The following is a 26,725-nucleotide window of genomic DNA, read 5'->3' as shown; positions in this document are numbered from 1 at the left end:
CCAAGCTAACACGACTGTGAAACAGGGCAATTGGAAGGTTTTTGCCGCCACGCAACCACAGCGCGAAAAACTGTGCTATACTGGGGTCTGAGCGTTGCCGGCTGGTCCGGCCAAAGGCAACCACCGCCGGATTCAACCCGTTGCGCACTGGCAAAGGGAGGGGATCAAGATGGCCAAAACAATAGGAAATCCGATCAGTTGGGCCGCCCGAAACATCGGCGCGACCGGCGATCATATTACCGAAAGCGTGCACCACATCGGCAGCGCGGACACTCGGCATCTGCCGCAGGTGCAAACACTGACGATGCAGGACCTGAAGGCCTGTTTGCAGGCCGGATACAATGATTTTCTGGAAACGCGGGCAGATGCCATTTTCATCATACTGGTTTACCCAATCGCAGGTCTGCTGATGTTCGGCTTCGGCCTGAATCGCAACATGGTGCCCCTACTGGCACCGCTGATCATGGGTTTCGCACTAGTCGGTCCGATCGCAGCCGTGGGCCTTTACGAAATCAGCCGCAAACGCGAGCAAGGCGGCGAGGTCCATTGGCTGGACGCCTTGGGCGTCTTCCGGTCCCCGTCCTTCGGTGCAATTCTGGCTTTGGGGTTCTATCTGGTCATGCTGCTGCTGGTCTGGCTGATGGTCGCGCAGAGCATCTATGTGCATACGCTTGGGCCTGATCTGCCCACCTCACTCGGGGCTTTCGTGACTCAGGTGTTCACCACGGGCGCAGGCTGGTCCATGATCATTTTCGGCAATGCGATCGGGTTTCTATTCGCGCTGGTCGCATTGGCCATGAGCGTCGTCAGCTTTCCATTGCTGTTGGACCGTCCTGTCGGACTGCCGGTGGCCGTCGTGACGTCGGTCCGGGTGTTGCGGCATAACCCCGGTGTCATTTTGGCATGGGGGTTCATCGTAGCGGCCCTGTTGATCATCGGAGCCATCCCGATGCTGCTGGGGCTGATCGTTGTCATGCCAGTCCTGGGCCATGCAACCTGGCATCTTTACCGCCGCGCAGTGGTCTGATCGGAAAAAGCGCGGGATCTTCCCGCGCCAAAGTTTTAACCAGCGACCTTGAGGACAATCTTGCCGATGTGGCCCGAGCTTTCCATCCGCGCATGGGCGGCTGCCGCCTCGGCCAGATCAAACTCACTGTCCATGACGGGGGCCACCTTCCCAGCCTCCAGCAATGGCCAGACAGCCTCGCGCAAATCCTGCGCAATCTTCGCCTTTGCCAGATCACTTTGAGGGCGCAAAGTACTGCCAGTCAGGGTCAGGCGTTTGACCATCATCATCGCAAAGTTCAACTCGACCTTCGGACCTTGCAGGAAAGCGATCTGAACCAGACGCCCATCCTCGGCCAGAGCTTTGACGTTGCGCGGGATATAGTCGCCACCAACCATGTCGAGGATCAGGTTCGCCCCACCCTCAGCCCGCATGACGCCCACGAAGTCCTCATCCCTGTAATTGATCGCCTTCTCGGCCCCGAGGTTCACACAGGCCTCGCATTTCTCAGCAGATCCCGCGGTTGCAAACACCCGCGCACCAAACGCGTTCGCCAGCTGGATCGCTGTTGTGCCAATGCCGCTGGACCCGCCATGCACCAGAAAACGCTCACCTGCCTTTAGACCACCGCGCGAGAAAACGTTGGACCACACAGTAAAGAAGGTTTCGGGCAGGCACGCGGCCTCTTTCATCCCCATTCCCGAAGGAACTGGCAGACAATGCGCAGCGGGTGTGGCCACATATTCCGCATAACCGCCGCCGGGCAGCAAGGCACAGACCTGATCGCCGATGGCCAGACCTTCGACCCCGGCACCAATGGCAACAACCTCGCCCGATGCCTCAAGCCCCGGCAAGTCGCTGGCACCCTGCGGCGGATCATAGGCCCCGGCGCGCTGCAGCGCATCCGGGCGGTTCACGCCGGCGTAGGCCACTTTCAGGATCACTTGTCCGGCTTGTGGTTTGGGAACCGGGCGTTCCGTCAGTTGCAGAACATCCGGGCCACCGGGTTTGGTGATTTCGACAGCGCGCATCATCTGGGTCATGGGCAAATCTCCTTTGCCCAATGCCTAGCAGGCAATTTCTGGAAGGCCCAGACGCTTACTTGCGCGGGTTCAGCATCCCCGGCAAATCGGCCCGCATTTTCATGGGCGGCTTCACCTGACCGGCCAGCCAGTTTGGAACCGCCAGAAACGGCTTGAACAGCGGGTTACCATTCACCTGCGCTTTGATCTTTTCGATCTGCATGACGTTGTCTATCCGCCGATCCAGAAACTCCCATGTTTTCTGGTGATCGGGGGAATCGTCGCCCAGCCAGAACAGCAGGGTCGAGGAATAGACACCCGACAATGTCGCCCGTTTGGTGTACCAGTTCACATCGTCCGATGTATCTCCCAGCGTGTCCCAGATCAGATCACAGGTTTGCCACAGCGCTTTTGCCCCATCGGCTGCATGCGTGGGCAGGGAAAACAACGTCATGCCCCGTCGTACCAGTTCCTTGTCCGGAACGGCCTCAAGCCGGAAGCGAACCGCGGCAGCGATTCGGTCTCGGAACTTCAGCTCGCTCAGGTCCGTGGATTTAAGGCGGTCTTCCATCGCCGCGTCACCGCGCGCATGGAACGCAAGCGCCAGATCAACTGCGCCGCGGGGGCAGATCGCGCGCGCCAGAGTGTCATCCATATCGCAATCCAATATAGCCGCGCGAAAGCTGGCTTCGGACCAGCCGTCAAACGGCACATGGATCAAGACTGCGTCCAAAAGCTGCTGTTTTGCATCTTCAAAAGTGGTGGTCATGGCGGTTCTCCGGTTCTCAGAGCCAGTACTAGACAAGATAGAGGCGCTTTGCTATACGGCCAACTCCTGCAATTTCCTTGCAACTCTATCTAGAAAGGTGGTGACAACCACATGCAGGTTAGTGTTCGCGACAATAACGTCGATCAGGCGCTTCGTGCCCTGAAGAAAAAGCTGCAGCGCGAAGGCGTGTTCCGTGAAATGAAGCTTAAGCAACATTTCGAGAAACCGTCCGAGAAAAAAGCGCGCGAGAAGGCTGAAGCGATCCGTCGTGCCCGTAAACTGGCACGTAAGAAAGCACAGCGCGAAGGTTTGCTCTAAAACCTCGCTCGTCCAGCTTTGGATGACACTATTTGACGACCCCCGAGGCATCGCCCGGGGGTTTGTCGTTTCTAGGGTCGGATGATTTACGCCGACTCGGACCGCCCACGCGCGACAAGCTGCCATTTCCCTCTCAGCAACATTTTGCCCGGCATTTTGCAGCGCAGCGAATCCCGTGGCGGTAGCACTGACCTGCCAAAACTCGCCTCTGAACACGCCATCCCTATCAACGCAGCATCGAGCCTTTGTAACTGGCGCCGTCTACCACGACAAAAAACCAATCGGAGGCAAAAATGTCGACTGCAAGTAGTATCGAACAAGAAATGCTGGCGCTGATTAACCAAGAGCGCACATCCCGCGGGCTGGACCCCCTACAGCTTGAAACGCGCCTGAACGACTCATCCGAGGATCACAGTGAATGGATGCTGGAAACGGACAGGTTCAGCCACACCGGCTCGGGTGGTTCCAGCGCCACACAGCGGATGGAAATGGCCGGGTTCGACTTCTCGGGCAACTGGCGGTCAGGTGAAAACATCGCCTGGCAATCCGAGCGCGGCGCGCCAGGCATCAGCGATGACGTCGCGCAGCTTCATCAGAACCTGATGAACAGCCCCGGTCACCGCGCCAACATTCTGAACCCAGATTTCAAATACATCGGGATCGGCATTGAAACCGGCGACATGCAGGGTTTCGACGCTGTGATGGTGACGCAGAACTTTGCTGCCACCCAGGGTGAGGTCATGCTGGACAACGGATCCACTACGCCGCCGGCTCCGACACCACCGGTTGAAGAAACCCCGCAGCCCGAAGAGCCCGTGGCCGAAGTACCTGATCCCGAGGTTACCGAGCCAGAGGAACCCGTAGCCGAAGTACCTGACCCCGAAGTTACAGAGCCCGAGGAACCGGTGGCCGAAGTACCTGATCCCGAAGTCACCGAGCCCGAGGAACCGGTGGCCGAGGTACCTGACCCCGAAGTCACCGAGCCCGAGGAACCGGTGGCCGAGGTACCGGAGCCAGAAACGCCCGGAACGGAAGAACCTGAAGAATTTGCATGTTTCGATGTGCAGGAGTTCCTGGCCGAGATCCGGGCATTCGTCCAATCGATTCAGGCGCAGTTCGACCAGTTTGATTGGAACGAAACGGACTATGCCGATGCGGAACCCGAAACCGACGATTTCGATATGGTGATGACCGGCGATGACAATCCTGCGGACGATGTTGAGACATGCTCTGACATGACCGGAGACAATTCAGGTGATGTCTTTGTGTTCAACTATTATGATTTCGACTGCATGATGGACGCCGCTTAACGGGTCCCAGGGTGCGGGGCGGGGGCGACCCTGCCTCGCACCAATTTCTACTTCAATAGTTCAATAGACCTTTGGGACATACAGATCGTCCGGCAGAACCCGGCGTTCGTATTCCGGGTTGTACTTTCGATCCGGCAGGTCGACTTTTTCCTGCGGAACATCCGAATACGGGATCTTGGTCAGCAGGTGTTCGATACAATTCAGGCGCTCGCGCTTTTTGTCATTGCCTTCGACGATGTACCAGGGCGCTTCGGGTATGTTCGTGCGGAACAACATATCCTCTTTGGCCTTGGTATAGGATTCCCACCGAATGCGCGATTCCAGATCCATCGGCGACAGCTTCCACTGCTTCATCGGATCGTGAATACGCATCAGGAATCGCAACTGCTGCTCTTCGTCGGTGATCGAGAACCAATATTTCAGCAGGATGATCCCCGACCGCACCAGCATTCGTTCGAATTCGGGAACGTCCTGAAAAAACTGTTCGACCTGATCTTCACTGGCAAAACCCATGACCCGTTCGACGCCCGCACGGTTGTACCAGGACCGGTCGAACAGAACGATTTCGCCAGCTGCGGGTAGATGCGGCACGTAGCGTTGGAAATACCACTGGCTTTGTTCCCTGCGACTGGGTGCAGGCAACGCAACCACACGCGCAACACGCGGGTTCAGGCGCTGGGTAATCCGCTTGATTACCCCCCCTTTACCGGCACTGTCGCGACCTTCGAATAGGATGCACACTTTGGCGCCCGTGTGTTGAACCCAATCCTGAACCCTGATCAGTTCGGCCTGCAATCGCAGCAGGTTCTGGAAATAGACCTTGCGGTCCAGCATGTCAGGATGCTGTTCCTTATAGATCTTGCGAACTTCCATCGACAGCATCGGCTCGCTGAATTCGATTTCGAAATCTTCGTCCAGCGTGTCTTCGAGCTCGGCTTCCAGCCAGTCTTTTGGGGCATCATTGTGTTGGTAAGCCAAGATCTGCTCCTTATCAGTCAACGGGTTTCGACCATACCCAGAGAGTGTGACCGCCTGATGTCATCAGATATAATTGATGAACGCTCCGCGCCGGTTCAATACCAAGTTGGTGCGGGGCCGCAAAACAGGCAGATGTACGGTCATTCCTATAATTGAACCGACCTGCGCCTAGATACAAGCGTCCGATTTGACGCAACGCCGGCAGTTAGGCAAAGGCTGATCCTTGCACGGCCTTGCCATTTGGGGGTGTCCGACGGCATCAATACGCACCTGAATACGTGAGAGAGCCGTGGCGCATTTTGTATCCCTTCTGCCATTGATATGGCCCTGGTTCATACTGATCGCCGGCATGGTCAGTGCGGCCTCGGGCCGGCGACAACTTGGCCTTACGCTGCTGTTGGTGTTTGGTCTTGCCGCCCTCGCCATGGGGCTGGTCACGCCTTTGGCTGTTGGAATTGTTGCTGCCGGATTGCTGGGTGCTGCGGCCCTGAACCATCTTACGGGCATCGGCGCGGCGGTTGGCCACGTCATGTTGATCGGCTGGTGTCTTGCATTGGGCGCGCATCTGGTGCCCGGATTTCAAAACCTGCTGGTACTTGACCGGGTCTACGCCGGGCCGGACAGCTCGGCGTTTTCAATGTACTTGAATCTGGACAAGCCAATGGTGCTGTTCGCGGTCCTGCTGGCCTGGCCGGGAATGACCGATTCAGCGAGACCTGTCCAGAGAACACCGTTGCTGGTGGGCCTTGCGACCTTGCCCGCCCTCTTCGCCGTTGGGCTGGCCGCGCAGGCCATCCGGCCAGAGCTCAGCCTGCCGCCTTGGTGGATTGTGTTCGCACTCTCGAATCTGTTTCTGACCTGCTTGACGGAAGAGGCCTTTTTCCGTGGGTATCTGCAGTCGCTTTTTGCTTCCAAACTAGGTGCAGCACTTGGTGTGACTCTGGCCAGCCTTCTGTTTGGTTTGGCGCATTTTGCCGGGGGTCCGGCCCTAGTCGCTTATGCCGCGATTCTTGGCGCGGCCTGTGGTTTGGGATTTTATGCGACCGGTCAGTTGTGGGTGCCCGTCATAATGCATTTCGGCTTCAATGCCATGCATCTGATCCTGTTCACCTACCCGGCCCCAGCCTGACGGTCACACCGGCAAGGCCGTCGTCTTGAACACAGTACGCAAGGCAAATGAGCTTTGCATTTGCGCCACGCCGGGCAAGCGCGAAAGGTACTGACGGTGAATTCGGGCGAAATCCTCGGTGTTCTCGGCGACAACCTTCAGAATATAGTCCGCCGTCCCCGCCATGAGATGACACTCCAGAACGTCGGGAATGCGCGCCACCGCTTTTTCGAACGCATCCAGAAGCTCTTCGGCCTGGCCCTGCAGCGTGATCTCGACAAACACGGTGGTCGGAACGTTCATCTTGCGTGCATCCAGCAACGCCACATAGTTTCGAATGTACCCGTCGGCTTCAAGCCGTTGGACCCGCCGGTGACACGCCGACGGCGACAGATTCACCTGGTCTGACAGCTCGGCATTCGACATCCTGCCGTTTCTCTGCAGGGCAGCCAGAATCTTTCTATCGGTCGTATCGAGGCTCATACGCGCAAATCCTTTGCAAGATATTCCAATAGTACCGAAGATTCTCGCAAAGAAAACCAAAATGACGGGCAGAGTTTCACAGAAATTGCATCCCAAATTGCACATAATTTGGGCAGTTTATGAATGGAGGAGCGAGAAATGAAAATCGGTTGCCCCAAGGAAATCAAACCCCAGGAATTCCGTGTTGGCATGACCCCCAACGCTGCGCAAGAAGCTGTTGCGCGCGGCCACGAGGTCATCATTGAAACCAATGCCGGCATGGGTTCCGGCTTTGACAACGACTCTTATGTCGCTGCAGGCGCTCGCATTGTCGACACCGCCGAAGAAGTTTTTGCGACCGCGGACATGATCGTAAAGGTCAAGGAACCTCAGGCGGTTGAGCGCAAGATGCTGCGTGAGGGCCAGCTGCTGTTCACCTACCTGCACCTGGCACCTGATCCAGACCAGACCCACGACCTGCTGGCGTCGGGCTGCACCGCGATTGCCTATGAAACCGTAACTGACCGCAACGGCGGCCTGCCGCTGCTGGCGCCGATGTCGGAAGTTGCCGGTCGTCTGGCACCTCAGGTCGGTTCGTGGACCCTGCAAAAGGCCAATGGCGGCCGCGGTGTTCTGATGGGTGGCGTTCCCGGTGTTGGCCCAGCCAAAGTCATCGTGATCGGCGGCGGCGTTGTTGGCACGCACGCAGCCAAGATCGCGGCCGGCATGGGCGCTGATGTCACCGTTCTGGACCGGTCTCTGCCACGCCTGCGTTACCTCGACGACGTCTTCGGCGGCACATTCAAAAGCCAGTACTCGACAGCCGGAGCAACGGCCGAGCTGATCCAGGATGCCGACATGGTCATCGGTGCTGTTCTGATCCCGGGCGCTGCGGCACCCAAGCTGATCTCGCGCGCGCAGTTGTCCACCATGAAACCCGGCGCGGTTCTGGTTGACGTTGCGATCGACCAGGGCGGCTGCTTTGAAACCTCCAAGGCGACCACCCATGCGGATCCGATCTATGAAGTGGACGGCGTCATGCACTACTGCGTGGCCAATATGCCGGGCGCAGTTGCGCGCACCTCGACCATCGCACTGGGCAACGCAACCATGCCGTTCATGCTGTCGTTGGCAAGCAAAGGCTGGAAGAAGGCATGTCAGGACGACCCGCATTTGCTGGCAGGTCTGAACGTCCATGCCGGTCAGCTGACTTACGAAGCTGTTGGTACGGCACTGGGTCTGGACGTTGTCTCGCCCGAGGCAATCGTCAACGCCTGAAGCACTCCCGCCCCTGAAAGTAGCCGCTGAAGCGGCTGCTTTACAGCGTTGGGCATGGCGGCGCGCCTTTGGCGCGCCGCTTTTCGTCTGTGGACACGATCCCGGCTTCCAAAAAAGAAACGCCGCGCTGAAAGCGCGGCGCCGGGCCCAACCGGAGGAGGGCATTTCCAATGCCCACGCGACGGGCGGGAGCCTTTACCCTTCCTTGTGGATTTCCACCGAATGCGGGTAGGGGATCGAAACACCTTTGGCGTCAAACGCTTCCTTCACGGCTTTGGTAGTCTCGAACTTCACATCCCAATAATCCGCGGCCGCGCACCACAGCCGCGCCGTCAGATCGACCGAGCTGTCGCCCAGATTTGTCACGCGCACCCAAGGTTCCGGATCACTGTGGATACGGTCATCGGCCTTTGCCACATCCAGAATGATCTTCATCGCCTCATCAGCGCTATCGCCATAGTCGATGCCGAACACCAGATCGACACGCCGCGTGTCATGCGCCGAGTAGTTCGTGATGATTGATCCCCAGGATTGCCCGTTCGGAACGATGATCTGCACGTTATCCGGCGTCACCAGCTCGGTCGTGAACAGGTTCAGATCCTTAACAGTGCCTGCGGTGCCGCCGATATCGACATACTGACCCAGCTTGTAAGGGCGGAAGACAACCAGCATAACGCCTGCAGCGAGATCGCTCAGCGTTCCCTGAAGGGCCAAACCAATGGCCAACGATGCGGCACCCAAAATGGCGACGATGCTTGTCGCCTGAATGCCAAAGATGCCCAGCACTGAAACCAGTACCATGGCCAGTATGACCCATTTCACCAGACTGGCGACGAAATTCCCAAGCGTCTGATCAATATGCGGTGTCGCATTGATCCGGCGCCGGACTACACCGGCAATGGCGCCAGCAATGATCCATCCAAGGATCAGTACGAACAGCGCCTTGACCGCGCTTATGATCAGCGGGGCATAGGCACCCACCTGTGTTACGACCTCATCCACGCGCATCTCCTTTCGATTCACGGCAAACCCGCGTCTCTCAGCGCGGGATTGGCGGAATAGTGGTCCATAAGCGCGCTTCGGTCTAGGTGTGAGATACGCAGGTTTTCCCCGTTGTTCTCACGTACACAGTCCCTGACCTTGTATGCACAGCCCGGATACTGGCAAGACCGGGCCGTTGTACCTACCTATTGCAGGCAACCCATGACAGGAGCACCCCATGCTGGACACCGCCTCTCACCCGATCACGGCCCGCTGGCCTGCGCAGTTTCCCGACAGGATTCAGCTCTATTCTTTCCCCACGCCGAACGGCGTAAAAGCGTCAATCATGCTGGAAGAAACCGGCCTGCCCTATGAAGCCCATCGGATTACCTTGTCAGACTCGGATGTCAAAAGCCCCGAATTCCTGTCATTGAACCCCAACAACAAAATCCCGGCGATCATCGACCCGAATGGTCCGGACGGAGAACCCATTGGTCTGTTCGAAAGCGGAGCGATCCTGATTTATCTCGCCGAGAAAAGCGGCAAGTTTCTGGGTCAGACCAAAGCCGACAAATATCGCGTGATCCAATGGGTGATGTTCCAGATGGGTGGCATTGGTCCGATGTTCGGGCAATTAGGCTATTTCCACAAATTCGCAGGCAGCGAGATCGAAGACCCCCGCCCGCGCGAACGATACGTGAACGAGGCCAAGCGACTGCTAAATGTCCTGAACCAACAGCTTGAAGGTCAGGATTGGATTGCCGGAGACTATTCGATTGCCGATATCGCAATCGCGCCATGGTTGCGCGGGCTCGAATTCTACAACGCCCACGACCTTGTCGGCTGGGAAGACCACGCCAATCTGGTGGACTATCTCGACCGGTTTCTGGAACGACCCGCGGTCCAAAAAGGCTTGGTTACGCCGCCTCGGGCCTGATTGCTTCGGCGATCTTTTCGGCAATCATGATAGTGGGCGCATTGGTATTGCCGCCGACCAGCGTCGGCATAACCGATGCATCCACCACCCGCAGCCCCTCGACCCCATGAACCCGGCCTTCGGTATCGACAACGGCCATATCGTCGACCCCCATCTTGCAGGTGCCCACCGGATGATAAATCGTGTCGGCACGGCGGCGGATATCGGCCTCTAGTGCCTGATCGCTTCCATCATGGGCATAGAGCCGCTTTTTGCGCCAGGGTTCCAGCGGTTCGGATTCGAGAATTGACTCCATGATATGTGCCCCGCGCTTCAACAGATCCAGATCGCGGTCATCGCTGAGGTAAGCCGGATCAATTCGCGGCGGCTCTCCGGCTCGGTCCGAGGTTAGCCCAACGCTGCCCCTGCTGAACGGGCGCAACACACAGACATGGCACGAATACCCGTGCGGCAAGTGAATCTTGCGCATGTGGTCATCAACAATTCCGACAACAAAGTGCAGCTGAAGATCCGGTTTGGAAACGGTTGGATCGGATTTGAAGAACGCGCCGCCTTCGGCAAAGGGGGTCGCAAACAGCCCCTCTCCGGTACGGCGCCAGTCCAACCCGGCTTTGGCCAGGTTCCATACCCCGCCCGGGGTCAACCCGATGACATCCTTACGTTTCGAATGATAGCTGAGGACATAGTCCAGATGGTCCTGCAGGTTCTGACCAACACCGGGCAAGTCGTGCAAAACAGGAATACCGTGCTGTTTCAACTCGGCCTCGGGCCCGATACCGGACAACATCAGCAATTGTGGCGAACCAAATGCACCCCCCGAAAGGATGACTTCCCGGCGGGCGCGAACCTCGACGGCCTTACCTTTCTGACGCAGCAACACCCCGGTCGCGCGCTTTTCGTCAATCAGGATTTTCTGGGCTTCTGCCCCTGTCATGATTGTCAGGTTCGGCCGCGATTTGACGCCCCGCAAATAGGCCGCAGCTGCCGAGCAACGTTCACCCTTATGCGCCCCGTCGTGGAACTGCGTGACCTGATACAGGCCTGCACCTTCCTGCTCCGGCCCGTTGAAATCGTTTGTCGCGCGAATTTGTTGCTGGCCGCAGGCCTCGACAAACGCATGAGAGATTGCCCGTGGCTCAGACTGATCCGACACGTGCAAGGGGCCGTCACCGCCATGGAAATCATCCGCACCGCGCACATTGCCCTCGGCCTTGCGAAAGTAAGGCAGGACATTCTTCCAATCCCAACCTTCGCACCCCAGATCCGCCCATTCATTATAGTCCGTGGGGTGTCCGCGCACATACAGCATCGCATTGATCGCCGACGATCCGCCCATTGCCTTTCCCCGTGGCTGAAACCCCTTCCGACCATTCAACCCGGCCTGTGGCACGGTTTGAAAAGCCCAGTTGTTTAGCTTGGGCCGCCCCGAAACCATGGCTGCCACCAGCGCCGGAGCCCGGATCACCAAATCTTCACCAGCGCCACCCGCTTCAAGCAGGCAAACGCTTGTGTCTGGATCTTCGCTCAGCCGCGCGGCCATAACACATCCGGCGGACCCACCGCCCACGATGACATAGTCGAATTCCATGAATGTCTCCCCGTACTGCCCAAACAGACGGTAGAAAGCACCCTGATTTCCCGCAAGGAAAACGGCGCGTGAGTTATTTTGGCAGCGCGCCCGTCAGAACATAGCGCAGTACATCAACGACTTGGCCCGGTTGCTCGGCCACGGCCAGTGCCGCCGCATCCACCTCTTTCAACGCGTGTTGGTGATCAGGGCCGTGCAGCACAATCAGTGATTTCCCCAGCGCCGCAGCGTAACCCGCGTCAAATGCAGCGTTCCACTGTTTGTATTTTTCACCGAAGCGGACCACGACCACATCGGCATCCGCGATGCCTTTGCGCGTGCGGATCGCGTTGACCATTGCGCCTTTGTGGTCGTGCCAATACTTGTTTGGCTCGGCCCCCAGAATGGCCACACCACAGTCATCGCTGGCCGCGTGATCAGTCACAGGACTGTTGAACGTGATGTCCAGACCCTGAGCGCCTTCGATGATCTGTTCCCGCCAATCGGTATGGATTTCGCCGGATAGGTAAACGTTCAGCATCATTTGCTCCTCCGCAAAAACAGAAAGGGCGCCACCGCCCCTTCATCTTTTCAAAAACTCCAGCCGGAGGCGGCCAGGCATCACCCGCGCAGAACGCCGCCAGTCGCCTTGGTGACCTTGGCGATGATTTTCTCAGCCACCGCTTCGATGTCTTTTTCCTTTAGCGTCGCATCCGTCGGCTGGAGGCGAACAGTGATGGCCAGAGATTTCTTACCCTCACCCAGACTACCGCCGATAAACTCGTCAAAGACCCGGACGTCCTCGATCAGCACCTTGTCAGCACCCGCTGCGGCGTTCACCAGTGTCAGCGCTTCGACGCCCTCGTCGACGACAAAGGCAAAGTCACGCTCGACCGCCTGAAGATCGCGCAATTCCAGCGCCGCTCGGGTGGCACCGGACTTACGTGGCAGAGGCACCTCTTCCGGCCAGATGGTGAAAGCCATCGCAGGGCCTTTGATATCCATCGCCTGCAACACGCGCGGGTGCAGCTCACCAAAGACGCCCAACACCTTTTTCGGGCCAAGACAGATCTTGCCGTGACGGCCAGGATGCCACCAGGCATCACCATCGCGCAGGACCTGCACTTTAGCGGGCGCACCGATTGCGGCCAGCACAGCCTCGGCATCTGCTTTGGCGTCGAACACATCGACAGGGCGCGAAGCACCGTGCACATCCTTGGGACCGCTGCGTCCAACCAAAAGGCCAGTGATCTGGGTTTTCTGATCGCCAGGCTCACCATCGTGAAACACCGGGCCAACCTCGAACAGTGCCACGTCGGCATACCCACGTGCCTGATTGCGGGCCGCAGCTTGCAACAGACCGGGCAGCAAATCGGGGCGCATATGGCTCATATCGGACGAGATCGGGTTTTCAAGCTGCGTCGCCTCATCCCCACCACCGAACAACGCGGCCGAGGCCTGATCGATGAAGGTATAGCTCACACATTCGTTGTACCCCAGCGCCGCACAAGTGCGACGTGCCATCGACTGACGCCGCTGCGACGGGGTCATCACCGCCTTGGGAATACCATCCGTAATACGCGGCAGCGGCTTACCCTGCAGTTTCGTCAGAGATGCAATCCGAGCGACCTCTTCCACCAAATCGGCCTCACCCATGACATCGGGACGCCAACTGGGAACGTGAGCCATCTCACCTTCCAGGCGGAAGCCCAGACGGGTCAGGGTTTGACGTTGCTCGGCCTCAGGAATGTCCATGCCGACCAGCGACTGCACACGCTCGGCATCCAGCTTGTAGGCCCGTGCGTGGTTCGGTGCTTTGCCCGCTTCGACCACCTTGGACACTTCGCCGCCGCAGATATCCAGGATCATCTGTGTGGCGTGTTCCAGCCCTTCGAGCGTGTACTCAGGATCCACGCCACGCTCAAAGCGATAGCGCGCGTCCGAGTTGATCTTCAGAGCACGACCGGTCAACGCGATCTGCACGTGATCCCAGAACGCGCTTTCGAGGAAGACGTTCACGGTCTCTTCGGTACAGCCGGTTTCCTCACCGCCCATGATACCAGCGATGGATTCGGGACCTTTGTCGTCCGAAATCACCATCATGCCGGGCTGCAGGGTGTATTCCTTCTCATCCAACGCCACCAGCTTTTCGCCACCATTGGCACGGTGAACGCGCAGGTTGCCCTGAACCTTATCGGCGTCGAACACGTGCAGCGGACGGTTCTGGTCGAAGGTCATGTAGTTGGTGATATCGACCAACGCCGAGATCGGACGCAGACCAATTGCCTTTAACTGATCCTGCAACCATTGCGGGCTGGGGCCGTTTTTGACGCCCTTGATCAGACGACCGGTGAAATGCGGCGCGCCATCCAGCGTGTCCTCATCAATCGTCACCTTGATCGGGCTTTCGAAATCACCCGTCACCGGCACATAATCACGCTCTTTTAGCGTGCCAACACCGCGCGCAGCCAGATCGCGGGCGATCCCGGCCACGCCCAGCGCATCGGGGCGGTTCGGCGTGATCGCGATCTCGATCATCGTATCGACTTTCGCCGGCTCGTTCTCGGCCAACCAGTCGACGAACTTGTCTCCTACCTCGCCCGAGGGCAGCTCGATGATGCCGTCATGTTCCTCTGACAGCTCCAGCTCCCGCTCCGAGGCCATCATGCCAAAGCTTTCGACGCCGCGGATCTTGCCCACGCTGATCGTCAGATCCAGACCAGGGATATACATGCCCGGTTTACAGACCACGACCGTGATACCTTCGCGTGCGTTGGGCGCGCCGCAGATGATCTGCAGATCGCCTTCGTCAGTCGCGACCGTGCAAACGCGCAGCTTATCCGCATCCGGGTGCTTTTCCGCGTGTTTCACATAGCCCAGCGTAAAGCCCGCCAGACGGTCCGCAGGGTTCACGATCTCTTCGACTTCCAGTCCAAGATCGGTCAGCGTCTCTGCAATCTCATCCACCGACGCATCGGTGTCGAGGTGGTCTTTCAGCCAGGAAAGAGTGAATTTCATCGGTCGGTTTCCGCCAGTAAATCTAGGGTCAGACCGCGTGTAACGGATATTGCGGACAGGGGAAAGAGGGTGCGGGGGGCTTGGGCGCCTACTCTTCCGCGACCGTGTTGGAAACACCATCCGCACCGGCAAACACGGCTAGAATCCGTGCGATATCTTCGCCTGAGTTCACCCCGGCATGAGGGGAGCGGAATGCCTCGACCAACGCATCGCCGGTTTTGTAGGTTTTGGTCCCGGCATCTCCGTAATCCACGGTGATTTCACCCTCTAGCATGTAAGCCGCCAACGGGGCCTCATGCCGGTGCCAGCCGGTTTTTTGGCCGGGCTGCATGGTCACGATGGCCATAGTTATCTGCGCCTTGCTTCGGGGTACTCCAGCGGTTCACCAATCACGGACTTATCGGTCTGCAGCAGAACCTCAACCGGCGGATACGTATCGCGCGCCAGAACAGGTGTGGTTGCAAGGATCAGGGCGCTTAGCAGCAAGGTTCGCATCGGGCAGTTCCATTTTCGGATCATTCCGGGCAACCAGGCTGGAAATACCCGTCCAAGTCAAATGATCAGGGGTATGTCGGTTCACGCCCCAACAGTTCATCCAACTGCCGCCCAATCCAGCCATGCGGGATGAAGTGCCCGCCGGGATGCGTATCCAGCGAAACCTGTCCCTGTGCGCAATCGGTCCATTCCACCCGGCTGAGCGTCAGGATCGGCACAACACTCCAATCCCCGCGCGGCGTCGCTGTTTCACACCCGAATTTCTGCCGCCACAGCGCCACTGGATAAGTCGTGTCCGCGCCCGGCCCAAAGGGGAAATCCATTACGGTGTCGCTGGTCCCGTGCACATGGCGCACCTCGGCCGGGGCTTGCGGGCAGTGCTCGGTCTGACGGATCGACCCCGCGACCGCCAGCAAGGCAGCCGTGTCATTGCCTGACTGGCACACATAGCGCCACGCCATCGCACCGCCGAACGAATAGCCAGAGACATAGATGCGGTCCGGATCAATTGGATAGCGTTGGGCCACATCTTCAAGCACCCGGTCGGCAAAAGGCACGTCGCCGGTGTCCGAGGTCCAGAAATCCCAGCTTTTGCCCAACCCGTTCGGGGCCACCAACAACACGCCGCGCAGCTTCGTGGCCCCGGCGATACGTTCGTGGTTCACCACCACCGTCCCCTGCCGCGCCCAGCCGTGAAAATGCAGCAACACCGGCAAAGGCGCTTTGCCATCCCAGCCGTCGGGTTCAAGCACATGATAGGAACGGTCGCCGACCTGACAGGCGGTATCGCCGTGGCATCTATCCACAGCAGCGGCTTGGGTGGCGGTCAACAGGAGAAGGCAGAGCAGTCGGTAAATCATCTGCCGAACCCTAGCGAGCCTGCGCCCGCTGTCACGTCACAACCCCGTGCGAGAATGTGACAAGCCGTGCTGTCGCAAGACCGCGGGGTGGCGATATTCGGGCTGTGGTGGGCAATTCATGCTGGTCAAGTCCGTGGATCGCTCAAACCGAGCGCCTGCGGAGACAAATCGCCAGCCCGTGCGGGCGGTCTGGCGATAGCGCGGCGGCCTATCGGCCTTTGCTCCGCGCACTGTTTAGGACATCAACTAGTTTTCACTTGTTTAGTTCTTTACGCATGCACTTCTCACACGCGATGAGTGCCTCACGAAAGCTCTCGCGACCGCCATCAACTCGAGCATGAATATTGCCTACGTTTCCAACAACGTCATTTACTCTTGCCGATGTTTCCTCTCCGGCGACTAAATTGATCTGCTTTCCCAAGCCGTGCAATTCCATAATTTCAGGAACATTTTGTACGCTGGTACCTGTTTTTGTTTTGGCGGCCAAATGAGCGATTTCTACGCGACTCACAAACGCCGAAAACAATTCTCTTTTTTCTTTATTAAACTGAATTTGTTCAGAAAGCTTGATTTGGGATCTCCAAATCAGCAGTGAAATTATTCCGCCGAGCACCAGAGCCCAAATTGGGTTCTGGGCTGCGCTAATCATCCAATTTGAAAGAAAAAACCAAAAATCACGGCACACATTCTCGCATACCGTAATCACTTCAACTTCACTCACCGAGACAAGCCACCATGCAGGTTCGGCATATCCAGCGCCGCAAACCCGTAATGGCGCAGCCAGCGCAGGTCGGAATCAAAGAACGCCCGCAGATCAGGAATGCCGTATTTCAGCATCGCCAGACGGTCGATGCCGATGCCAAAGGCAAAACCCTGATAAACCTCGGGGTCGATGCCACCGGCGGCAATCACCTTGGGGTGGACCATGCCGGAACCCAGAATCTCCATCCAGTCGTCGCCCTCGCCGATCTTCAGCTGGCCGTTGTCCCAGGAACAGCGGATATCAACCTCGGCCGAAGGCTCGGTGAAGGGGAAGTGCGAGGCGCGGAAGCGCAGTTCGACGTCGTCGACCTCGAAGAACGCCTTCACGAACTCTTCCAGAACCCATTTCAGGTTCGCCATCGAGATGTCCTTGTCGATGGCCAGCCCTTCGACCTGATGGAACATCGGGGTGTGGGTCTGGTCATAATCGGCGCGGTACACACCGCCCGGGCAGATCACGCGGATCGGCGCGCCCTGTTTTTCCATCGACCGGATCTGCACCGGCGAGGTATGGGTGCGCAGCACGTGCGGCGGGCGATTGTCGCCCTCGGCGCGATGCATGTAGAACGTGTCCATCTCGGCCCGCGCGGGGTGGTGGCCGGGGATGTTCAGCGCGTCGAAATTATGCCAGTCGGTCTCAATCCGCGGCCCTTCAGCCACCGAGAAACCCAGTTCGGCAAAGATCGCGGTCAGCTCCTCAGTCGCTTGGCTAACTGGGTGGATCGAGCCCTGACGGCGCGCGCGGGTCGGCAGGGTCACATCCAGCCATTCCGTGCGCAGGCGTTCGTCCAGCGCGGCATCGGCCAAAGCGGCTTTCTTGGCGGACAGGGCCGAGTTGATCTCATCCTTCAAGGCATTCAGCGCGGGGCCAGCGACCTGGCGTTCCTCGGGCGTCATCTTGCCCAACTCGCGCATCTTCAGCGCAACCTCGCCCTTTTTGCCGACAGCCGCGACACGGATCGCTTCGAGCGCGTTTTCGTCGCCTGCATCGGCGATCTGACCCAGATATTTTGCCTTAAGATCGTCCATGACGGTTCCCTGAATGCTGTTGAAGCTCTGCTATCACAGCAGTCTGCGAAAGCAAGAGGGGCGGATCAGATCGCCCGCAGTATTGCCACTTGTGGGCCGCACCGGACCGGGCGAACAGTCGGGCCATAAGTTTGCGGCTGATCCAAAAGCTCGGGGAACAGGGCGAACAGCTCGTCTGCGGCTTCGCGATCAAGACTCGACAGGCCCTGCGCCCCGGGAAAGAAGCTTTCCGAGATCAGGCCAGAGGTCGACACCAGTTGATGCCGGTCAAAGAACAGGTGGACATAGTGGACAAGGTCGCAAGGCGCGGATGTGATGGTCGTGTCATTGACCATTGATTTGGCCGCGACAAGAACCTCATCTTCTCCGAACAGCAGCTGCGCCTGCCAACCTGAGACCAGCAGGCGGTGTTGCGGCGAGACGTAAATGTCCCTTTCCGCCCCCAACGCGCCGGAACGGATACGAACGGGTGCAAAACGACCCCGTCCTGAAACAGTGCGGCCACCGGCCCAGCGAATGATGCAAGCACCATCATCCTGTGTCAGCACCAGGTCACCCGGCCCCAGAGTTTCAACACTGCGCGGGCCATCTGGCGTGTCGACCAACGTGCCGGCCGCGAAACACGGCGCGCCTGAATCACCGGGCGAGAGCGGCGCATGCACCAGTGTGTCCGGGTTGGGCTGATTGAATTGCAGGGTCGTAGTGGTTTGGTTCGGCCCAACGAGAACCGGCAGATTTTCCGAAGTTTCCCCGGCGGCCAACCCGTTTTGAGCGACGATATCCGTGGTTCCGCCACCGATATCGTAGAAATCAATGACCTCGCCCGTCGATGTATTGGTCAGCGCATAGGCTTCATAGTTGTTCGGACCCCCGCCATTGGGGTCTGTCAGCAGGATCGGAAAGAAATCTGCCGAAATTACAAAGACCTGTTCATTGTTGTCAGGGTCGATGGAAACCTGAACCGATGGGTGGGTCAGCGGAATCTCAATCCCGACCTGACCATTCGCCTGATAGAAGGACACAGTGAAATTGGCCGGATCCTCATCGGATCTCAGCGCAACCTCTAGGAACTCGGAAACGCCGCTTTGGGCGGCATAGGCATTGGAATAATGCAGTTCGCTGATACGGGCCATGACGTCATCACGCTCGGGGATATCTTGCCAAGCATAGTCGGTTGACCCCGCCACATGGCAAGGTCACATCACGTTAATTGGCAAATACTCTCCTAAAGGCAACAGACCTAAAAGACGGTCAGTAGCTGAAATCGGGATAAATCCGGGTCAGATCGCCGTTCCAGTCGCCGTTATAGTGATCCAGCAACTCGTCCGCCGGAACCTTGCCAGTTTCGATACTGTCCTTGAGCGCATTCAGGAAATGCGTTTCATCCGGTACCAACCCACCTGCACCGGGAAAGGCGCGGGATTTCAAGCCGGCTTGGGCGATCGAAACCACCTCGCCAGCCAGATCGTGCATGTTGATGTCGCCGACCTGCGCCTGCAGGCCGTCCCGGGCGGCGGCAACCCGAAGCTCTTCGCGCGTCTCGGCATCCCAGCCTTTGACCAGATCCCAGGCCGCATCCAGCGCGCCTTGATCATAGGTCAAACCGACCCAGAATGCGGGCAAGGCACACAGGCGCCGCCAGGGACCACCATCGGCCCCGCGCATCTCCATGAACTTCTTGATCCGCGCCTCGGGGAATGCTGTGGTCAGGTGATCCGCCCAGTCAGACAACGTTGGCGTTTCGCCCGGCAATGCAGGCAGTTTGCCTTGCAGAAAGTCACGGAAGGACTGACCCAGCGCGTCGATATACTTGCCGTCGCGATAGACGAAATACATCGGCACATCCAAGGCGTACTCGACCCAAGCCTCGAACCCGAACCCGTCTTCGAACACAAAGGGCAGCATACCGGTGCGCGCATCATCCAGATGACGCCAGATATAGCTGCGCCAGCTTTTTTGGCCGTTTGGCTTACCCTCAAAGAACGGGGAATTGGCAAACAGTGCCGTTGCCACAGGCTGCAACGCCAGCGCGACGCGCAGTTTCTGCACCATGTCGGCCTCGGATCCAAAGTCGATATTGACCTGAACCGTACACGTCCGGCGCATCATCGACCGGCCCATGGTGCCGACTTTTTCCATGTAGTCATTCATCAGCCGGTAACGCCCCTTGGGCATCAGCGGCATTTCCTCGTGGGTCCAGATCGGGGCGGCCCCAAGGCCGATGAAACCGACACCGATCTTGTCCGCGATATCCTTCACATCGCGCAGATGCGCGTTCACCTCGTCACAGGTTTCATGAATGGTCTCAAGCGGCGCGCCTGACAATTCCAACTGCCCGCCGGGTTCCAGCGATACATTGGCGCCGTCTTTTTCCAGCCCGATCAGCTTGCCGGCCTCTTCCACCGGGGCCCAGCCATGCAAATCACGCAAACCCTGCAGGACGGCAAGAATGGAACGCTCACCCTCAAAGGGCAGCGGTTTCAGCGTGTCTTTGCAATAACCGAACTTCTCATGTTCGGTTCCGATGCGCCAATCCTGTTTGGGCTTGCAGCCCGATTCCAGATATTCGGCCAGTTGCTCATGGCGTTCGATCGGTCCGCCGCCGGACTGGGGAATGGACATGAACCGTGCTCCGATCCTGATGTGTCTGTCGTTTGGTCAGTCGTGGTCTTAAACCGCGCCAGTGTCAATGCAGCCTCAAATGGGCCGGACGCAGAGGCGTGCGTTCCCAAATAACCACAGGATGCGTCGCGCCACCGTTCAGTTCCAACAGCATTTGTTCGGTTTTCAAACCCGGAAGGGCCGAGAACACATCAAACAGCGCTTCGGCACCTTCCGCATTCACAGGAATGTGAAGCGTCGGCTGCCCCTGCTGATCCAAAATCCAATGTGCCGGGGACGATGTCGGGTCCAGCACAAGGCGCTCGATTTCACGTGTCGCAACGATGCCGCCTGTCAGCGGTCCCAGATAAGTGATCTGACCTTCATCGATTGTCACCAGACCGGGGCCACCTGCACCGGTACGGAACCGGGCGCGTTGAATGCCAATAACGGCCAGCGCCACCGAGACCGCGATCAGTACCCAGCCCAGCCAACCCAGCAATCCACCGGGTCCGCCGATCCAGCTGAGGCCGACCAACAAGACGACCCCTGCCACCAGCACTTCGCGCCAGCGCCACAGGGCCAGTTTGGCTTCGGGTCGGATGAAACTCATGCCGTGTCCTCAGGGTTTTTGAACAAAATCAGGGAATAATGGCCTGCTGGCCGGAACCCTATTGCTATATAGGCACGCGCGGCGGCATCGCTAGCGGCAAACAGAACAGCGCGGGTTGCGCCGTTGCTGTGCGCCTCGCGTAGATGTAGCGCCACTGCTAGTCGCGCGTATCCATGCCCCCGAAGATCGGGCGGCGTATAAACACCGCCAATCTGGACAACCTCTGGCAAACGCGAGTTGAACCCGGTCATTCCTACTGGCCGACCATCAATCAGCAAGGCCCGATGGGAATCGCGTTCGATATAGGCAGCGATATCTTTTTGTGCCTGAGGTTGCGCGCGTTCGGGGTCAAAGCCCATTGCTTCGATCAGATAGTCTTGCCGCCATCCCACTGTTATGGATCGGTCCAGTTCATCCAGCGGCACCAGTTTCGCGCTGGTGGCGTCCGGCATGACAAGTTGATTCAGCTCCAGCGAGAACCCCGGCTCGTCACTGTTTAGGGTTGCAGGGCGGTCTTCCCATCCCGCAAGCTGCATGATCCGACGTGCTTGAGTGGCCTCAGCCGCCAGACCGAACAACCTGCGCCCCCGGATCAGGCGAATCGCCTGGGCCAATTCGTCATCCGAGCATTCGGGGCATTGCGGCAGGACCATACCTTCATTTGTGATTCCAAATATCGCCCTCGGATCATCACCCAATGTCCACAAGTTCAAGGCGCGCGGGTCTGAGCCGCGCAAGCCGAAGTCCCGCAGGTTCGCCAGAAGGAACATGGACGTCTGGATATGTTCAAACAGGAACCTGTCGATCTTTGGAACGTCTGCGCCTTGCGCTTCTTGCCAGTTCACACCCAGTCTCCCAGCGCCTGCTGCCACATGGTCAGCGCCGCTACGGCAGCCGTATCGGCGCGCAGGATGCGCGGGCCAAGGCTGACCACATGTGAATAAGGCAACGCGGCCAGCCTCGCGCGTTCACGCTCGGAAAAGCCACCTTCGGGGCCGATGAGAATAGCCCAGGGTTGGTCCGTTTCATTGCCAGCCAACCGCAGGGCCGAGCCTACCTCGGCCTCATCGCAGAACATCAGTTGCCGCCCCTCGGGCCAGCTTTCCAAAACGCGATCCAATCGCTGCAGATCAGCCACCTCGGGCACAAATGTTCCACCGCATTGCTCGGTCGCCTCAACGGCGTGCGCCTGCAAGCGGTCCTGACGAATGCGTTCCGAATTGGTAAATTCCGTCTGCACCGGCATGATCCGCGCCACACCCATTTCCGCTGCCTTTTCAACGATAAAGTCAGTGCGCGCCTTTTTGATCGGCGCGAACAGGAACCACAGGTCTGGAGGCAGTTGCAGCGGTTTGGATTGCTCAACGCATGACAAGACGCCGCCCCGCTTGCCTGCCTCTATTACCTCGGCCAGCCACTCTCCGTCCTGCCCATTGAACAGCGCGACCTGTCCGCCAACGGACAGACGCATGACGCCAAACAGGTAATGGGCCTGCTCGCGCGTCAAAGGAACCGATTGCCCCTGACCCAGAGGGTGCTCTACATACAGTCTGATCTTTGCACTCATGAGACCTTACATATGCAAGGCAATGCCCCAACACCAGACGGTCAGGTTGCCGACGCTGTCAGCGGCAACTGGGTCGATACATATGCGCCCGCGTTCACCCGCCCTTACCTGCGCCTCAGCCGGGCGGACAGGCCCATCGGCACGTGGTTGCTGTTGATTCCCTGCTGGTGGGGATTGGCACTGGCCATCCTCAGCGACGGCACCCCGCGGTGGGAGGATCTGTGGATCGCCATCGGCTGCGCGTTCGGCGCATTTCTGATGCGCGGTGCTGGCTGTACATGGAACGACATCACCGACCGCGAATTCGATGGTCAGGTCGAACGCACACGGTCCCGCCCAATCCCGTCCGGTCAGGTCAGTGTGCGCCAGGCCGTTACCTGGATGGGACTGCAATGCCTGCTGGCGCTGATGATTCTGTTGACCTTCAACCAGGCCGCAATTGCGATGGGCGTACTGTCGCTGTTGCCGGTGACGATCTACCCCTTTGCCAAGCGATTCACCTGGTGGCCGCAGGTGTTTCTGGGGCTGGCCTTCAACTGGGGCATCCTGCTAGCCTGGGCTGCCCACACGGGAACCGTGGGTATACCCGCGATCACCCTGTATCTGGCCGGAATCGTGTGGACGCTGTTCTACGATACGATCTATGCCCATCAGGACGCCGAAGATGACGAGCTGATTGGGATCAAGTCCACAGCCCGGCTGTTTGGAACCGACACTGCGCGATGGTTGAAATATTTCTTGATCGCCACCGTGGCGCTGATGGGGCTGGCAATAATCGACGCGGCAACGACTCAGGCATCAATCATCGCTTTGGTGGTGGCCCTTGCCGGGCCGTGGGCGATGGGGTGGCACATGGCCTGGCAACTGCGTGGACTTGATATTGAGGACAACGCCAAACTGCTGCAATTGTTCCGGGCCAACCGCGACACCGGCCTTATTCCGCTGATCTTCCTCTGCGTCGCCTTGCTGCTCTGATTGCACCTTGGCCTAGCCCTCTGTAAGAGTTCCGAACACTCACCCGAGGAGTCGATAGTCCGCACATGCGCCTGCCTTATGTCTTCGTCGTTGCCTTTGTCTTCCTTGTGTCCGCAGGGTTGTCTCTGTTGGCGGCAAGTTTTGCCGTGACAAAAGTCGAAGAGGCCTCTGAGTTCGCCGTGCGACGTGCGCTGGACCTGAAGGGTCACGACTGGGCCGAGGTCCAATCGGACGGGCTGCGGGTCGTTCTGACCGGTACGGCTTCGGATGAGGCCACACGATTCAACGCTCTGACAGCGGCAGGGACCGAGGTCGACACCTCGCGCGTCATTGACGAAATGGAAGTCGCGCCCACGACGCAGCTGGCCTCGCCACGCTTTTCAGCCGAGATTCTTCGCAATGACAGCGGAATATCGGTTATTGGCCTGATCCCGGCCAGCGAAGATCGCGACGCGCTGACAGAGAGATTGCGCAGACTGAATGACGGACCGGTCTCAGATTTGTTGGAAACCGCCGATTATCCAAAGCCGAAAGGCTGGGACGAAGCGATTACTTATTCGGTCGAGGCGCTGACCCGGTTGCCTCGGGCCAAAATCTCGGCCAGCCCCGGGCTTGTGAAGGTGACCGCAATTGCCGACAGTCAGCAGGAAAAGGAGCGGCTCGAACAAGAACTAACCCGCGCGGCACCGCCGAGCCTACGCATAGGCCTGTCCATCTCGGCACCTCGCCCGGTCATTACGCCCTTTACTTTGCGTTATCTGATCGACGAAAACGGCGGGCGTTTCGACGCCTGCTCAGCCCAGGATGAAAAGGCGCGGGATCGGATCGTCGCGGCCGCCCAGGATGCAGGTCTGGATGGCCCGTACTCCTGCACCATCGGTCTGGGCGAACCGTCTCCACGTTGGCCTGATGCCGCTGTGCTCAGCATTCGGGCCTTGTCAGACATCGGTCAGGGTACGGTTACTTTATCGGACGCCGACATCACTCTGGTCGCGGCTGAAGGTACAAGTACCGCGGTGTTCGACCAGGTGATCGGCGAACTGGAAAACGCACTGCCTGAGGTCTTTGCCCTGCACGCGGTTCTGCCAGAACCCGAAACGGAAAACCAATCCGGCCCGCCCGAATTCTCAGCGACACGCAGCCCCGAAGGTCTGGTGCAAATGCGCGGCCGGCTGGGGGATGAAACCCTTCGCGACATGGTCGACAGCTATGCCCGTGCCGCGTTTGGTTCCGAGCACGTTCATACGGCCACCCGCATCGCCCCTGACCTGCCCGCTGATTGGCCCATTCGCGTTCTCAGCGGGCTTGAGGCGTTGTCGCAACTGCACAATGGCGCGCTGACCGTGACACCGGACGAAGTGGTTCTGAACGGCATCAGCCACGATCCCAAAACCCGGGCATATGTTTCGGGGCTTTTGTCGGAAAAACTGGGCGAGGCGCAAGATTTCAGCCTGTCGATCACCTATCAAAAGCCACCCGAGCCCGCAGACAAGCTGCCCGACCCGGATGTTTGCGAAGAGCGCATCGCCGAGGTTCAGGCGGGTTCCAAAATCGCCTTTGAACCAGGTTCTGCCACGGTCGCCGCCGAATCGCGCGATACGGTCAATCAGATCGCCGACATCCTGCGGGAATGCGGACCCATCCGGCTGGAGATTCAGGGCCACACTGACAGCCAGGGCCGCGAAGAGATGAACCAGCAGCTCAGCCAGTCGCGTGCACAATCCATCTTAAATGAGCTGCGCGCGCGGCGCGTGCCCACAGCCAGCTTTACTGCCTTGGGCTATGGTGAAACCCAGCCAATCGCCGACAATGACACCGAAACCGGGCGCGAAGAAAACAGACGCATCGAATTCCGCCTGATCCGGCCCGAATCCACCGCTGAATCTCAAACCGCGTTGGAAGCGATGGAAGACGAAACAGAGACGTCACAAGACGCAGAGCCAGAGGCCGAAGCCGCGGAAACGGATGCGGAAACCGACTCGGGCGCAGGGGACCAGTAAATTGAACAGAATCGAATTCATTATCGCGACCGCCGTCATATTGTTTGCCGCCTTTAGCATGGGATGGTTCGCCAACTGGCTGGCCCATCGCCTGTCGCGCGTCCGCCAAAGCGACGTCGCCGATCTGGACCGCATGAGCCAGGAGCTGCATGAGGCAGAAGAAACCCGCGACCAGGCCATCACCTATCTGCAGCAGCGCGAGGCCGAACTGACCAACCAGCTGACCCAGACCGAGGCCGAATTGGCCGCCGCCATGGACGGCCTGCGCGCCGCCCGGCAAGAGGCGGAAGAACTACGCGGGCGTATCAACAACGCGGATTGATCCCAGCCCCGGGCTTAATAGCTGACCCCGGTTGGGGCCGACTGCACCTTCGGCACAAATCAGCCGATCCGAGGCAATCGCCTTCAATTCTTACAACAAATTCAATATTAGGAATTGGTGCATTTTTTACACATGCACATCACTGTTCACTATCCAGAAAATTGGAGTGTACTATGAATTTCAAATCATCATTAACAACCGCTGCGACTCTAAGCATCTTCTCTGCTGTAGCCGCTTGGGCTTCAAGTGACGTCATACCGTCAGAGAACGATACCTTCACCAACTGGGGCGAAGAATCCGGTTGGACTATCTTTGTGGATGACTCCCGCGGGTCCTGCCTGATCGAGCGTATGGACGAAAACCAGAACGTCGTTCAGATGGGTCTGACCAAGGACCACGAGATGGGCTATCTTGGTGTGTTCACGAAGAACGACATTGGCCTGAAGGGTAAGAAGGAAAAGATCTTCCTGTCACTCGACGGCAACGTCTACGAAGCTGAGGCGCACAAGAAGACTAAGCATCTCGCCGACGGATATACAGGCGGATACATCCTTGCGAACAACGCCCAGTTTGTGGATGACGTCATGAACAAATACGAAATGACCGTGTTTCCGAAGAAAGAGTTCGCATTCACCGTCAGTCTGGATGGTACTAAAAAAGCCATCGAAGCGGCACGGCAATGTAACACCGAACAAAGCACCTAACTCGCTATGATAGACCCGGCACCAGATAATCCGGTGCCGGGCA

The 26,725-nt window shown here is 58.5% G+C and carries 28 protein-coding genes; 10 read left to right on the top strand and 18 right to left on the bottom strand.

Annotated elements, in window-relative coordinates; all coding sequences use genetic code 11:
• The first annotated feature begins 169 nt into the window (after positions 1-169).
• The gene (locus AC2FFP_RS10710; protein ID WP_113792162.1) at positions 170-1,027 is read left to right on the top strand and encodes a DUF2189 domain-containing protein; all 858 of its coding nucleotides are present in this window, start codon (positions 170-172) and stop codon (positions 1,025-1,027) included.
• Positions 1,028-1,062: 35 nt separating this feature from the next.
• On the opposite strand, the gene AC2FFP_RS10705 is transcribed toward AC2FFP_RS10710, so the two are convergent.
• Both AC2FFP_RS10705 and AC2FFP_RS10700 read right to left on the bottom strand, forming a co-directional pair.
• A complete protein-coding gene (locus tag AC2FFP_RS10705) occupies positions 1,063-2,049 on the bottom strand; it encodes an NAD(P)H-quinone oxidoreductase (RefSeq protein ID WP_496767648.1) in 987 nt (328 codons plus the stop codon).
• Positions 2,050-2,104: 55 nt separating this feature from the next.
• Positions 2,105-2,797: a COQ9 family protein gene (locus AC2FFP_RS10700; protein WP_496767650.1), complete on the bottom strand. Its 693-nt coding sequence runs from the start codon at positions 2,795-2,797 to the stop codon at positions 2,105-2,107.
• Between the two features lie 111 nt (positions 2,798-2,908).
• Here AC2FFP_RS10700 and rpsU point away from each other — a divergent pair, with 111 nt between their 5' ends.
• Both rpsU and AC2FFP_RS10690 read left to right on the top strand, forming a co-directional pair.
• Positions 2,909-3,115, top strand: a complete 207-nt coding sequence (gene rpsU / locus AC2FFP_RS10695; RefSeq protein ID WP_005614280.1) for a 30S ribosomal protein S21 — start codon at positions 2,909-2,911, stop codon at positions 3,113-3,115.
• 293 nt (positions 3,116-3,408) lie between these two features.
• On the top strand, positions 3,409-4,425 hold the full coding sequence (locus AC2FFP_RS10690) for a CAP domain-containing protein (protein ID WP_496767652.1): 1,017 nt from the start codon (positions 3,409-3,411) through the stop codon (positions 4,423-4,425).
• Positions 4,426-4,485: 60 nt separating this feature from the next.
• Here the strand turns inward: AC2FFP_RS10690 and ppk2 are convergent, their stop codons facing one another.
• Positions 4,486-5,403: a polyphosphate kinase 2 gene (ppk2, locus tag AC2FFP_RS10685; protein ID WP_496767654.1), complete on the bottom strand. Its 918-nt coding sequence runs from the start codon at positions 5,401-5,403 to the stop codon at positions 4,486-4,488.
• Positions 5,404-5,692: 289 nt separating this feature from the next.
• Here ppk2 and AC2FFP_RS10680 point away from each other — a divergent pair, with 289 nt between their 5' ends.
• The gene (locus AC2FFP_RS10680; RefSeq protein ID WP_496767656.1) at positions 5,693-6,532 is read left to right on the top strand and encodes a CPBP family intramembrane glutamic endopeptidase; all 840 of its coding nucleotides are present in this window, start codon (positions 5,693-5,695) and stop codon (positions 6,530-6,532) included.
• Positions 6,533-6,535: 3 nt separating this feature from the next.
• Here AC2FFP_RS10680 and AC2FFP_RS10675 read toward each other — a convergent pair whose 3' ends face one another.
• Entirely contained in the window at positions 6,536-6,994 is a 459-nt protein-coding gene (locus AC2FFP_RS10675; RefSeq protein WP_496727301.1) for an Lrp/AsnC family transcriptional regulator, read from the bottom strand.
• 138 nt (positions 6,995-7,132) lie between these two features.
• Between AC2FFP_RS10675 and ald the strand changes: the two genes are divergently transcribed.
• A complete protein-coding gene (gene ald / locus AC2FFP_RS10670) occupies positions 7,133-8,251 on the top strand; it encodes an alanine dehydrogenase (RefSeq protein WP_496738856.1) in 1,119 nt (372 codons plus the stop codon).
• A 195-nt stretch (positions 8,252-8,446) separates the two neighbouring features.
• Here ald and AC2FFP_RS10665 read toward each other — a convergent pair whose 3' ends face one another.
• Positions 8,447-9,259: a mechanosensitive ion channel family protein gene (locus AC2FFP_RS10665; RefSeq protein WP_496844606.1), complete on the bottom strand. Its 813-nt coding sequence runs from the start codon at positions 9,257-9,259 to the stop codon at positions 8,447-8,449.
• A 211-nt stretch (positions 9,260-9,470) separates the two neighbouring features.
• Between AC2FFP_RS10665 and AC2FFP_RS10660 the strand changes: the two genes are divergently transcribed.
• Positions 9,471-10,169 carry a glutathione S-transferase family protein gene (locus tag AC2FFP_RS10660; protein WP_496767662.1) on the top strand — a complete coding sequence of 233 codons (699 nt, stop codon included), beginning with the start codon at positions 9,471-9,473 and terminating at the stop codon, positions 10,167-10,169.
• Here the strand turns inward: AC2FFP_RS10660 and AC2FFP_RS10655 are convergent.
• The 13 genes from AC2FFP_RS10655 to AC2FFP_RS10595 form a co-directional block, all read right to left on the bottom strand.
• A complete protein-coding gene (locus AC2FFP_RS10655; RefSeq protein WP_496767665.1) occupies positions 10,150-11,757 on the bottom strand; it encodes a GMC family oxidoreductase in 1,608 nt (535 codons plus the stop codon). The two genes, AC2FFP_RS10660 and AC2FFP_RS10655, sit on opposite strands and share 20 nt — an antisense overlap.
• Before the next feature lie 73 nt (positions 11,758-11,830).
• The gene (locus tag AC2FFP_RS10650) at positions 11,831-12,280 is read right to left on the bottom strand and encodes a YtoQ family protein (protein ID WP_496738853.1); all 450 of its coding nucleotides are present in this window, start codon (positions 12,278-12,280) and stop codon (positions 11,831-11,833) included.
• Between the two features lie 77 nt (positions 12,281-12,357).
• A complete protein-coding gene (gene pheT, locus AC2FFP_RS10645; RefSeq protein ID WP_496881021.1) occupies positions 12,358-14,754 on the bottom strand; it encodes a phenylalanine--tRNA ligase subunit beta in 2,397 nt (798 codons plus the stop codon).
• 88 nt (positions 14,755-14,842) lie between these two features.
• Positions 14,843-15,100, bottom strand: a complete 258-nt coding sequence (locus AC2FFP_RS10640) for a cupin domain-containing protein (protein WP_496767671.1) — start codon at positions 15,098-15,100, stop codon at positions 14,843-14,845.
• Positions 15,101-15,102: 2 nt separating this feature from the next.
• A complete protein-coding gene (locus AC2FFP_RS10635; protein WP_496767673.1) occupies positions 15,103-15,249 on the bottom strand; it encodes a hypothetical protein in 147 nt (48 codons plus the stop codon).
• A gap of 65 nt (positions 15,250-15,314) precedes the next feature.
• A complete protein-coding gene (locus tag AC2FFP_RS10630) occupies positions 15,315-16,109 on the bottom strand; it encodes a CE1 family esterase (protein ID WP_496767676.1) in 795 nt (264 codons plus the stop codon).
• A gap of 253 nt (positions 16,110-16,362) precedes the next feature.
• Positions 16,363-16,830, bottom strand: coding sequence for a hypothetical protein (locus AC2FFP_RS10625; RefSeq protein ID WP_496767679.1), 468 nt, complete (start codon positions 16,828-16,830; stop codon positions 16,363-16,365).
• Complete coding sequence (gene pheS, locus AC2FFP_RS10620) at positions 16,827-17,900, bottom strand: phenylalanine--tRNA ligase subunit alpha (RefSeq protein WP_170415244.1); 1,074 nt, start codon at positions 17,898-17,900, stop codon at positions 16,827-16,829. Before pheS ends, AC2FFP_RS10625 begins: the two co-directional genes overlap by 4 nt.
• Before the next feature lie 65 nt (positions 17,901-17,965).
• Complete coding sequence (locus AC2FFP_RS10615) at positions 17,966-19,087, bottom strand: Hint domain-containing protein (RefSeq protein ID WP_496881020.1); 1,122 nt, start codon at positions 19,085-19,087, stop codon at positions 17,966-17,968.
• Positions 19,088-19,151: 64 nt separating this feature from the next.
• The gene (locus tag AC2FFP_RS10610; protein WP_058273615.1) at positions 19,152-20,522 is read right to left on the bottom strand and encodes a glutamate--cysteine ligase; all 1,371 of its coding nucleotides are present in this window, start codon (positions 20,520-20,522) and stop codon (positions 19,152-19,154) included.
• A gap of 64 nt (positions 20,523-20,586) precedes the next feature.
• On the bottom strand, positions 20,587-21,114 hold the full coding sequence (locus AC2FFP_RS10605) for a hypothetical protein (RefSeq protein ID WP_496727287.1): 528 nt from the start codon (positions 21,112-21,114) through the stop codon (positions 20,587-20,589).
• The gene (locus AC2FFP_RS10600; protein WP_496844514.1) at positions 21,111-21,959 is read right to left on the bottom strand and encodes a GNAT family N-acetyltransferase; all 849 of its coding nucleotides are present in this window, start codon (positions 21,957-21,959) and stop codon (positions 21,111-21,113) included. Before AC2FFP_RS10600 ends, AC2FFP_RS10605 begins: the two co-directional genes overlap by 4 nt.
• Positions 21,956-22,681, bottom strand: a complete 726-nt coding sequence (locus AC2FFP_RS10595; protein ID WP_496844513.1) for a 16S rRNA (uracil(1498)-N(3))-methyltransferase — start codon at positions 22,679-22,681, stop codon at positions 21,956-21,958. The genes AC2FFP_RS10600 and AC2FFP_RS10595 overlap by 4 nt, the downstream gene beginning before the upstream one ends.
• Before the next feature lie 12 nt (positions 22,682-22,693).
• On the opposite strand from AC2FFP_RS10595, the gene ubiA reads away from it, so the two are divergent.
• The 4 genes from ubiA (at position 22,694) to AC2FFP_RS10575 (ending at position 26,682) form a co-directional block, all read left to right on the top strand.
• Positions 22,694-23,656 carry a 4-hydroxybenzoate octaprenyltransferase gene (ubiA, locus tag AC2FFP_RS10590; protein WP_496844512.1) on the top strand — a complete coding sequence of 321 codons (963 nt, stop codon included), beginning with the start codon at positions 22,694-22,696 and terminating at the stop codon, positions 23,654-23,656.
• 65 nt (positions 23,657-23,721) lie between these two features.
• Entirely contained in the window at positions 23,722-25,656 is a 1,935-nt protein-coding gene (locus tag AC2FFP_RS10585; RefSeq protein ID WP_496767693.1) for an OmpA family protein, read from the top strand.
• Between the two features lies 1 nt (position 25,657).
• Positions 25,658-25,978 carry a hypothetical protein gene (locus tag AC2FFP_RS10580; protein WP_058278866.1) on the top strand — a complete coding sequence of 107 codons (321 nt, stop codon included), beginning with the start codon at positions 25,658-25,660 and terminating at the stop codon, positions 25,976-25,978.
• Between the two features lie 173 nt (positions 25,979-26,151).
• Positions 26,152-26,682: a hypothetical protein gene (locus AC2FFP_RS10575; protein ID WP_058278867.1), complete on the top strand. Its 531-nt coding sequence runs from the start codon at positions 26,152-26,154 to the stop codon at positions 26,680-26,682.
• Positions 26,683-26,725: the final 43 nt, after the last annotated feature.

The sequence above is a fragment of the Ruegeria sp. YTSC004 genome (genome assembly GCF_059609805.1).
Note: the sequence above shows the minus strand (reverse complement) of the source record. Positions and strands in the feature narration are given on the sequence as shown.

Coding starts and splice junctions, on each gene's coding strand:
- AC2FFP_RS10710 (WP_113792162.1), top strand. CDS start 170: ATGGCCAAAACAATAGGAAATCCGATCAGTTGGGCCGCCCGAAACATC.
- AC2FFP_RS10705 (WP_496767648.1), bottom strand. CDS start 2,049: ATGACCCAGATGATGCGCGCTGTCGAAATCACCAAACCCGGTGGCCCG.
- AC2FFP_RS10700 (WP_496767650.1), bottom strand. CDS start 2,797: ATGACCACCACTTTTGAAGATGCAAAACAGCAGCTTTTGGACGCAGTC.
- rpsU (WP_005614280.1), top strand. CDS start 2,909: ATGCAGGTTAGTGTTCGCGACAATAACGTCGATCAGGCGCTTCGTGCC.
- AC2FFP_RS10690 (WP_496767652.1), top strand. CDS start 3,409: ATGTCGACTGCAAGTAGTATCGAACAAGAAATGCTGGCGCTGATTAAC.
- AC2FFP_RS10675 (WP_496727301.1), bottom strand. CDS start 6,994: ATGAGCCTCGATACGACCGATAGAAAGATTCTGGCTGCCCTGCAGAGA.
- ald (WP_496738856.1), top strand. CDS start 7,133: ATGAAAATCGGTTGCCCCAAGGAAATCAAACCCCAGGAATTCCGTGTT.
- AC2FFP_RS10665 (WP_496844606.1), bottom strand. CDS start 9,259: ATGCGCGTGGATGAGGTCGTAACACAGGTGGGTGCCTATGCCCCGCTG.
- AC2FFP_RS10660 (WP_496767662.1), top strand. CDS start 9,471: ATGCTGGACACCGCCTCTCACCCGATCACGGCCCGCTGGCCTGCGCAG.
- AC2FFP_RS10655 (WP_496767665.1), bottom strand. CDS start 11,757: ATGGAATTCGACTATGTCATCGTGGGCGGTGGGTCCGCCGGATGTGTT.
- AC2FFP_RS10650 (WP_496738853.1), bottom strand. CDS start 12,280: ATGATGCTGAACGTTTACCTATCCGGCGAAATCCATACCGATTGGCGG.
- pheT (WP_496881021.1), bottom strand. CDS start 14,754: ATGAAATTCACTCTTTCCTGGCTGAAAGACCACCTCGACACCGATGCG.
- AC2FFP_RS10640 (WP_496767671.1), bottom strand. CDS start 15,100: ATGGCCATCGTGACCATGCAGCCCGGCCAAAAAACCGGCTGGCACCGG.
- AC2FFP_RS10635 (WP_496767673.1), bottom strand. CDS start 15,249: ATGCGAACCTTGCTGCTAAGCGCCCTGATCCTTGCAACCACACCTGTT.
- AC2FFP_RS10630 (WP_496767676.1), bottom strand. CDS start 16,109: ATGATTTACCGACTGCTCTGCCTTCTCCTGTTGACCGCCACCCAAGCC.
- pheS (WP_170415244.1), bottom strand. CDS start 17,900: ATGGACGATCTTAAGGCAAAATATCTGGGTCAGATCGCCGATGCAGGC.
- AC2FFP_RS10610 (WP_058273615.1), bottom strand. CDS start 20,522: ATGTCCATTCCCCAGTCCGGCGGCGGACCGATCGAACGCCATGAGCAA.
- AC2FFP_RS10605 (WP_496727287.1), bottom strand. CDS start 21,114: ATGAGTTTCATCCGACCCGAAGCCAAACTGGCCCTGTGGCGCTGGCGC.
- AC2FFP_RS10595 (WP_496844513.1), bottom strand. CDS start 22,681: ATGAGTGCAAAGATCAGACTGTATGTAGAGCACCCTCTGGGTCAGGGG.
- ubiA (WP_496844512.1), top strand. CDS start 22,694: ATGCAAGGCAATGCCCCAACACCAGACGGTCAGGTTGCCGACGCTGTC.
- AC2FFP_RS10585 (WP_496767693.1), top strand. CDS start 23,722: ATGCGCCTGCCTTATGTCTTCGTCGTTGCCTTTGTCTTCCTTGTGTCC.
- AC2FFP_RS10575 (WP_058278867.1), top strand. CDS start 26,152: ATGAATTTCAAATCATCATTAACAACCGCTGCGACTCTAAGCATCTTC.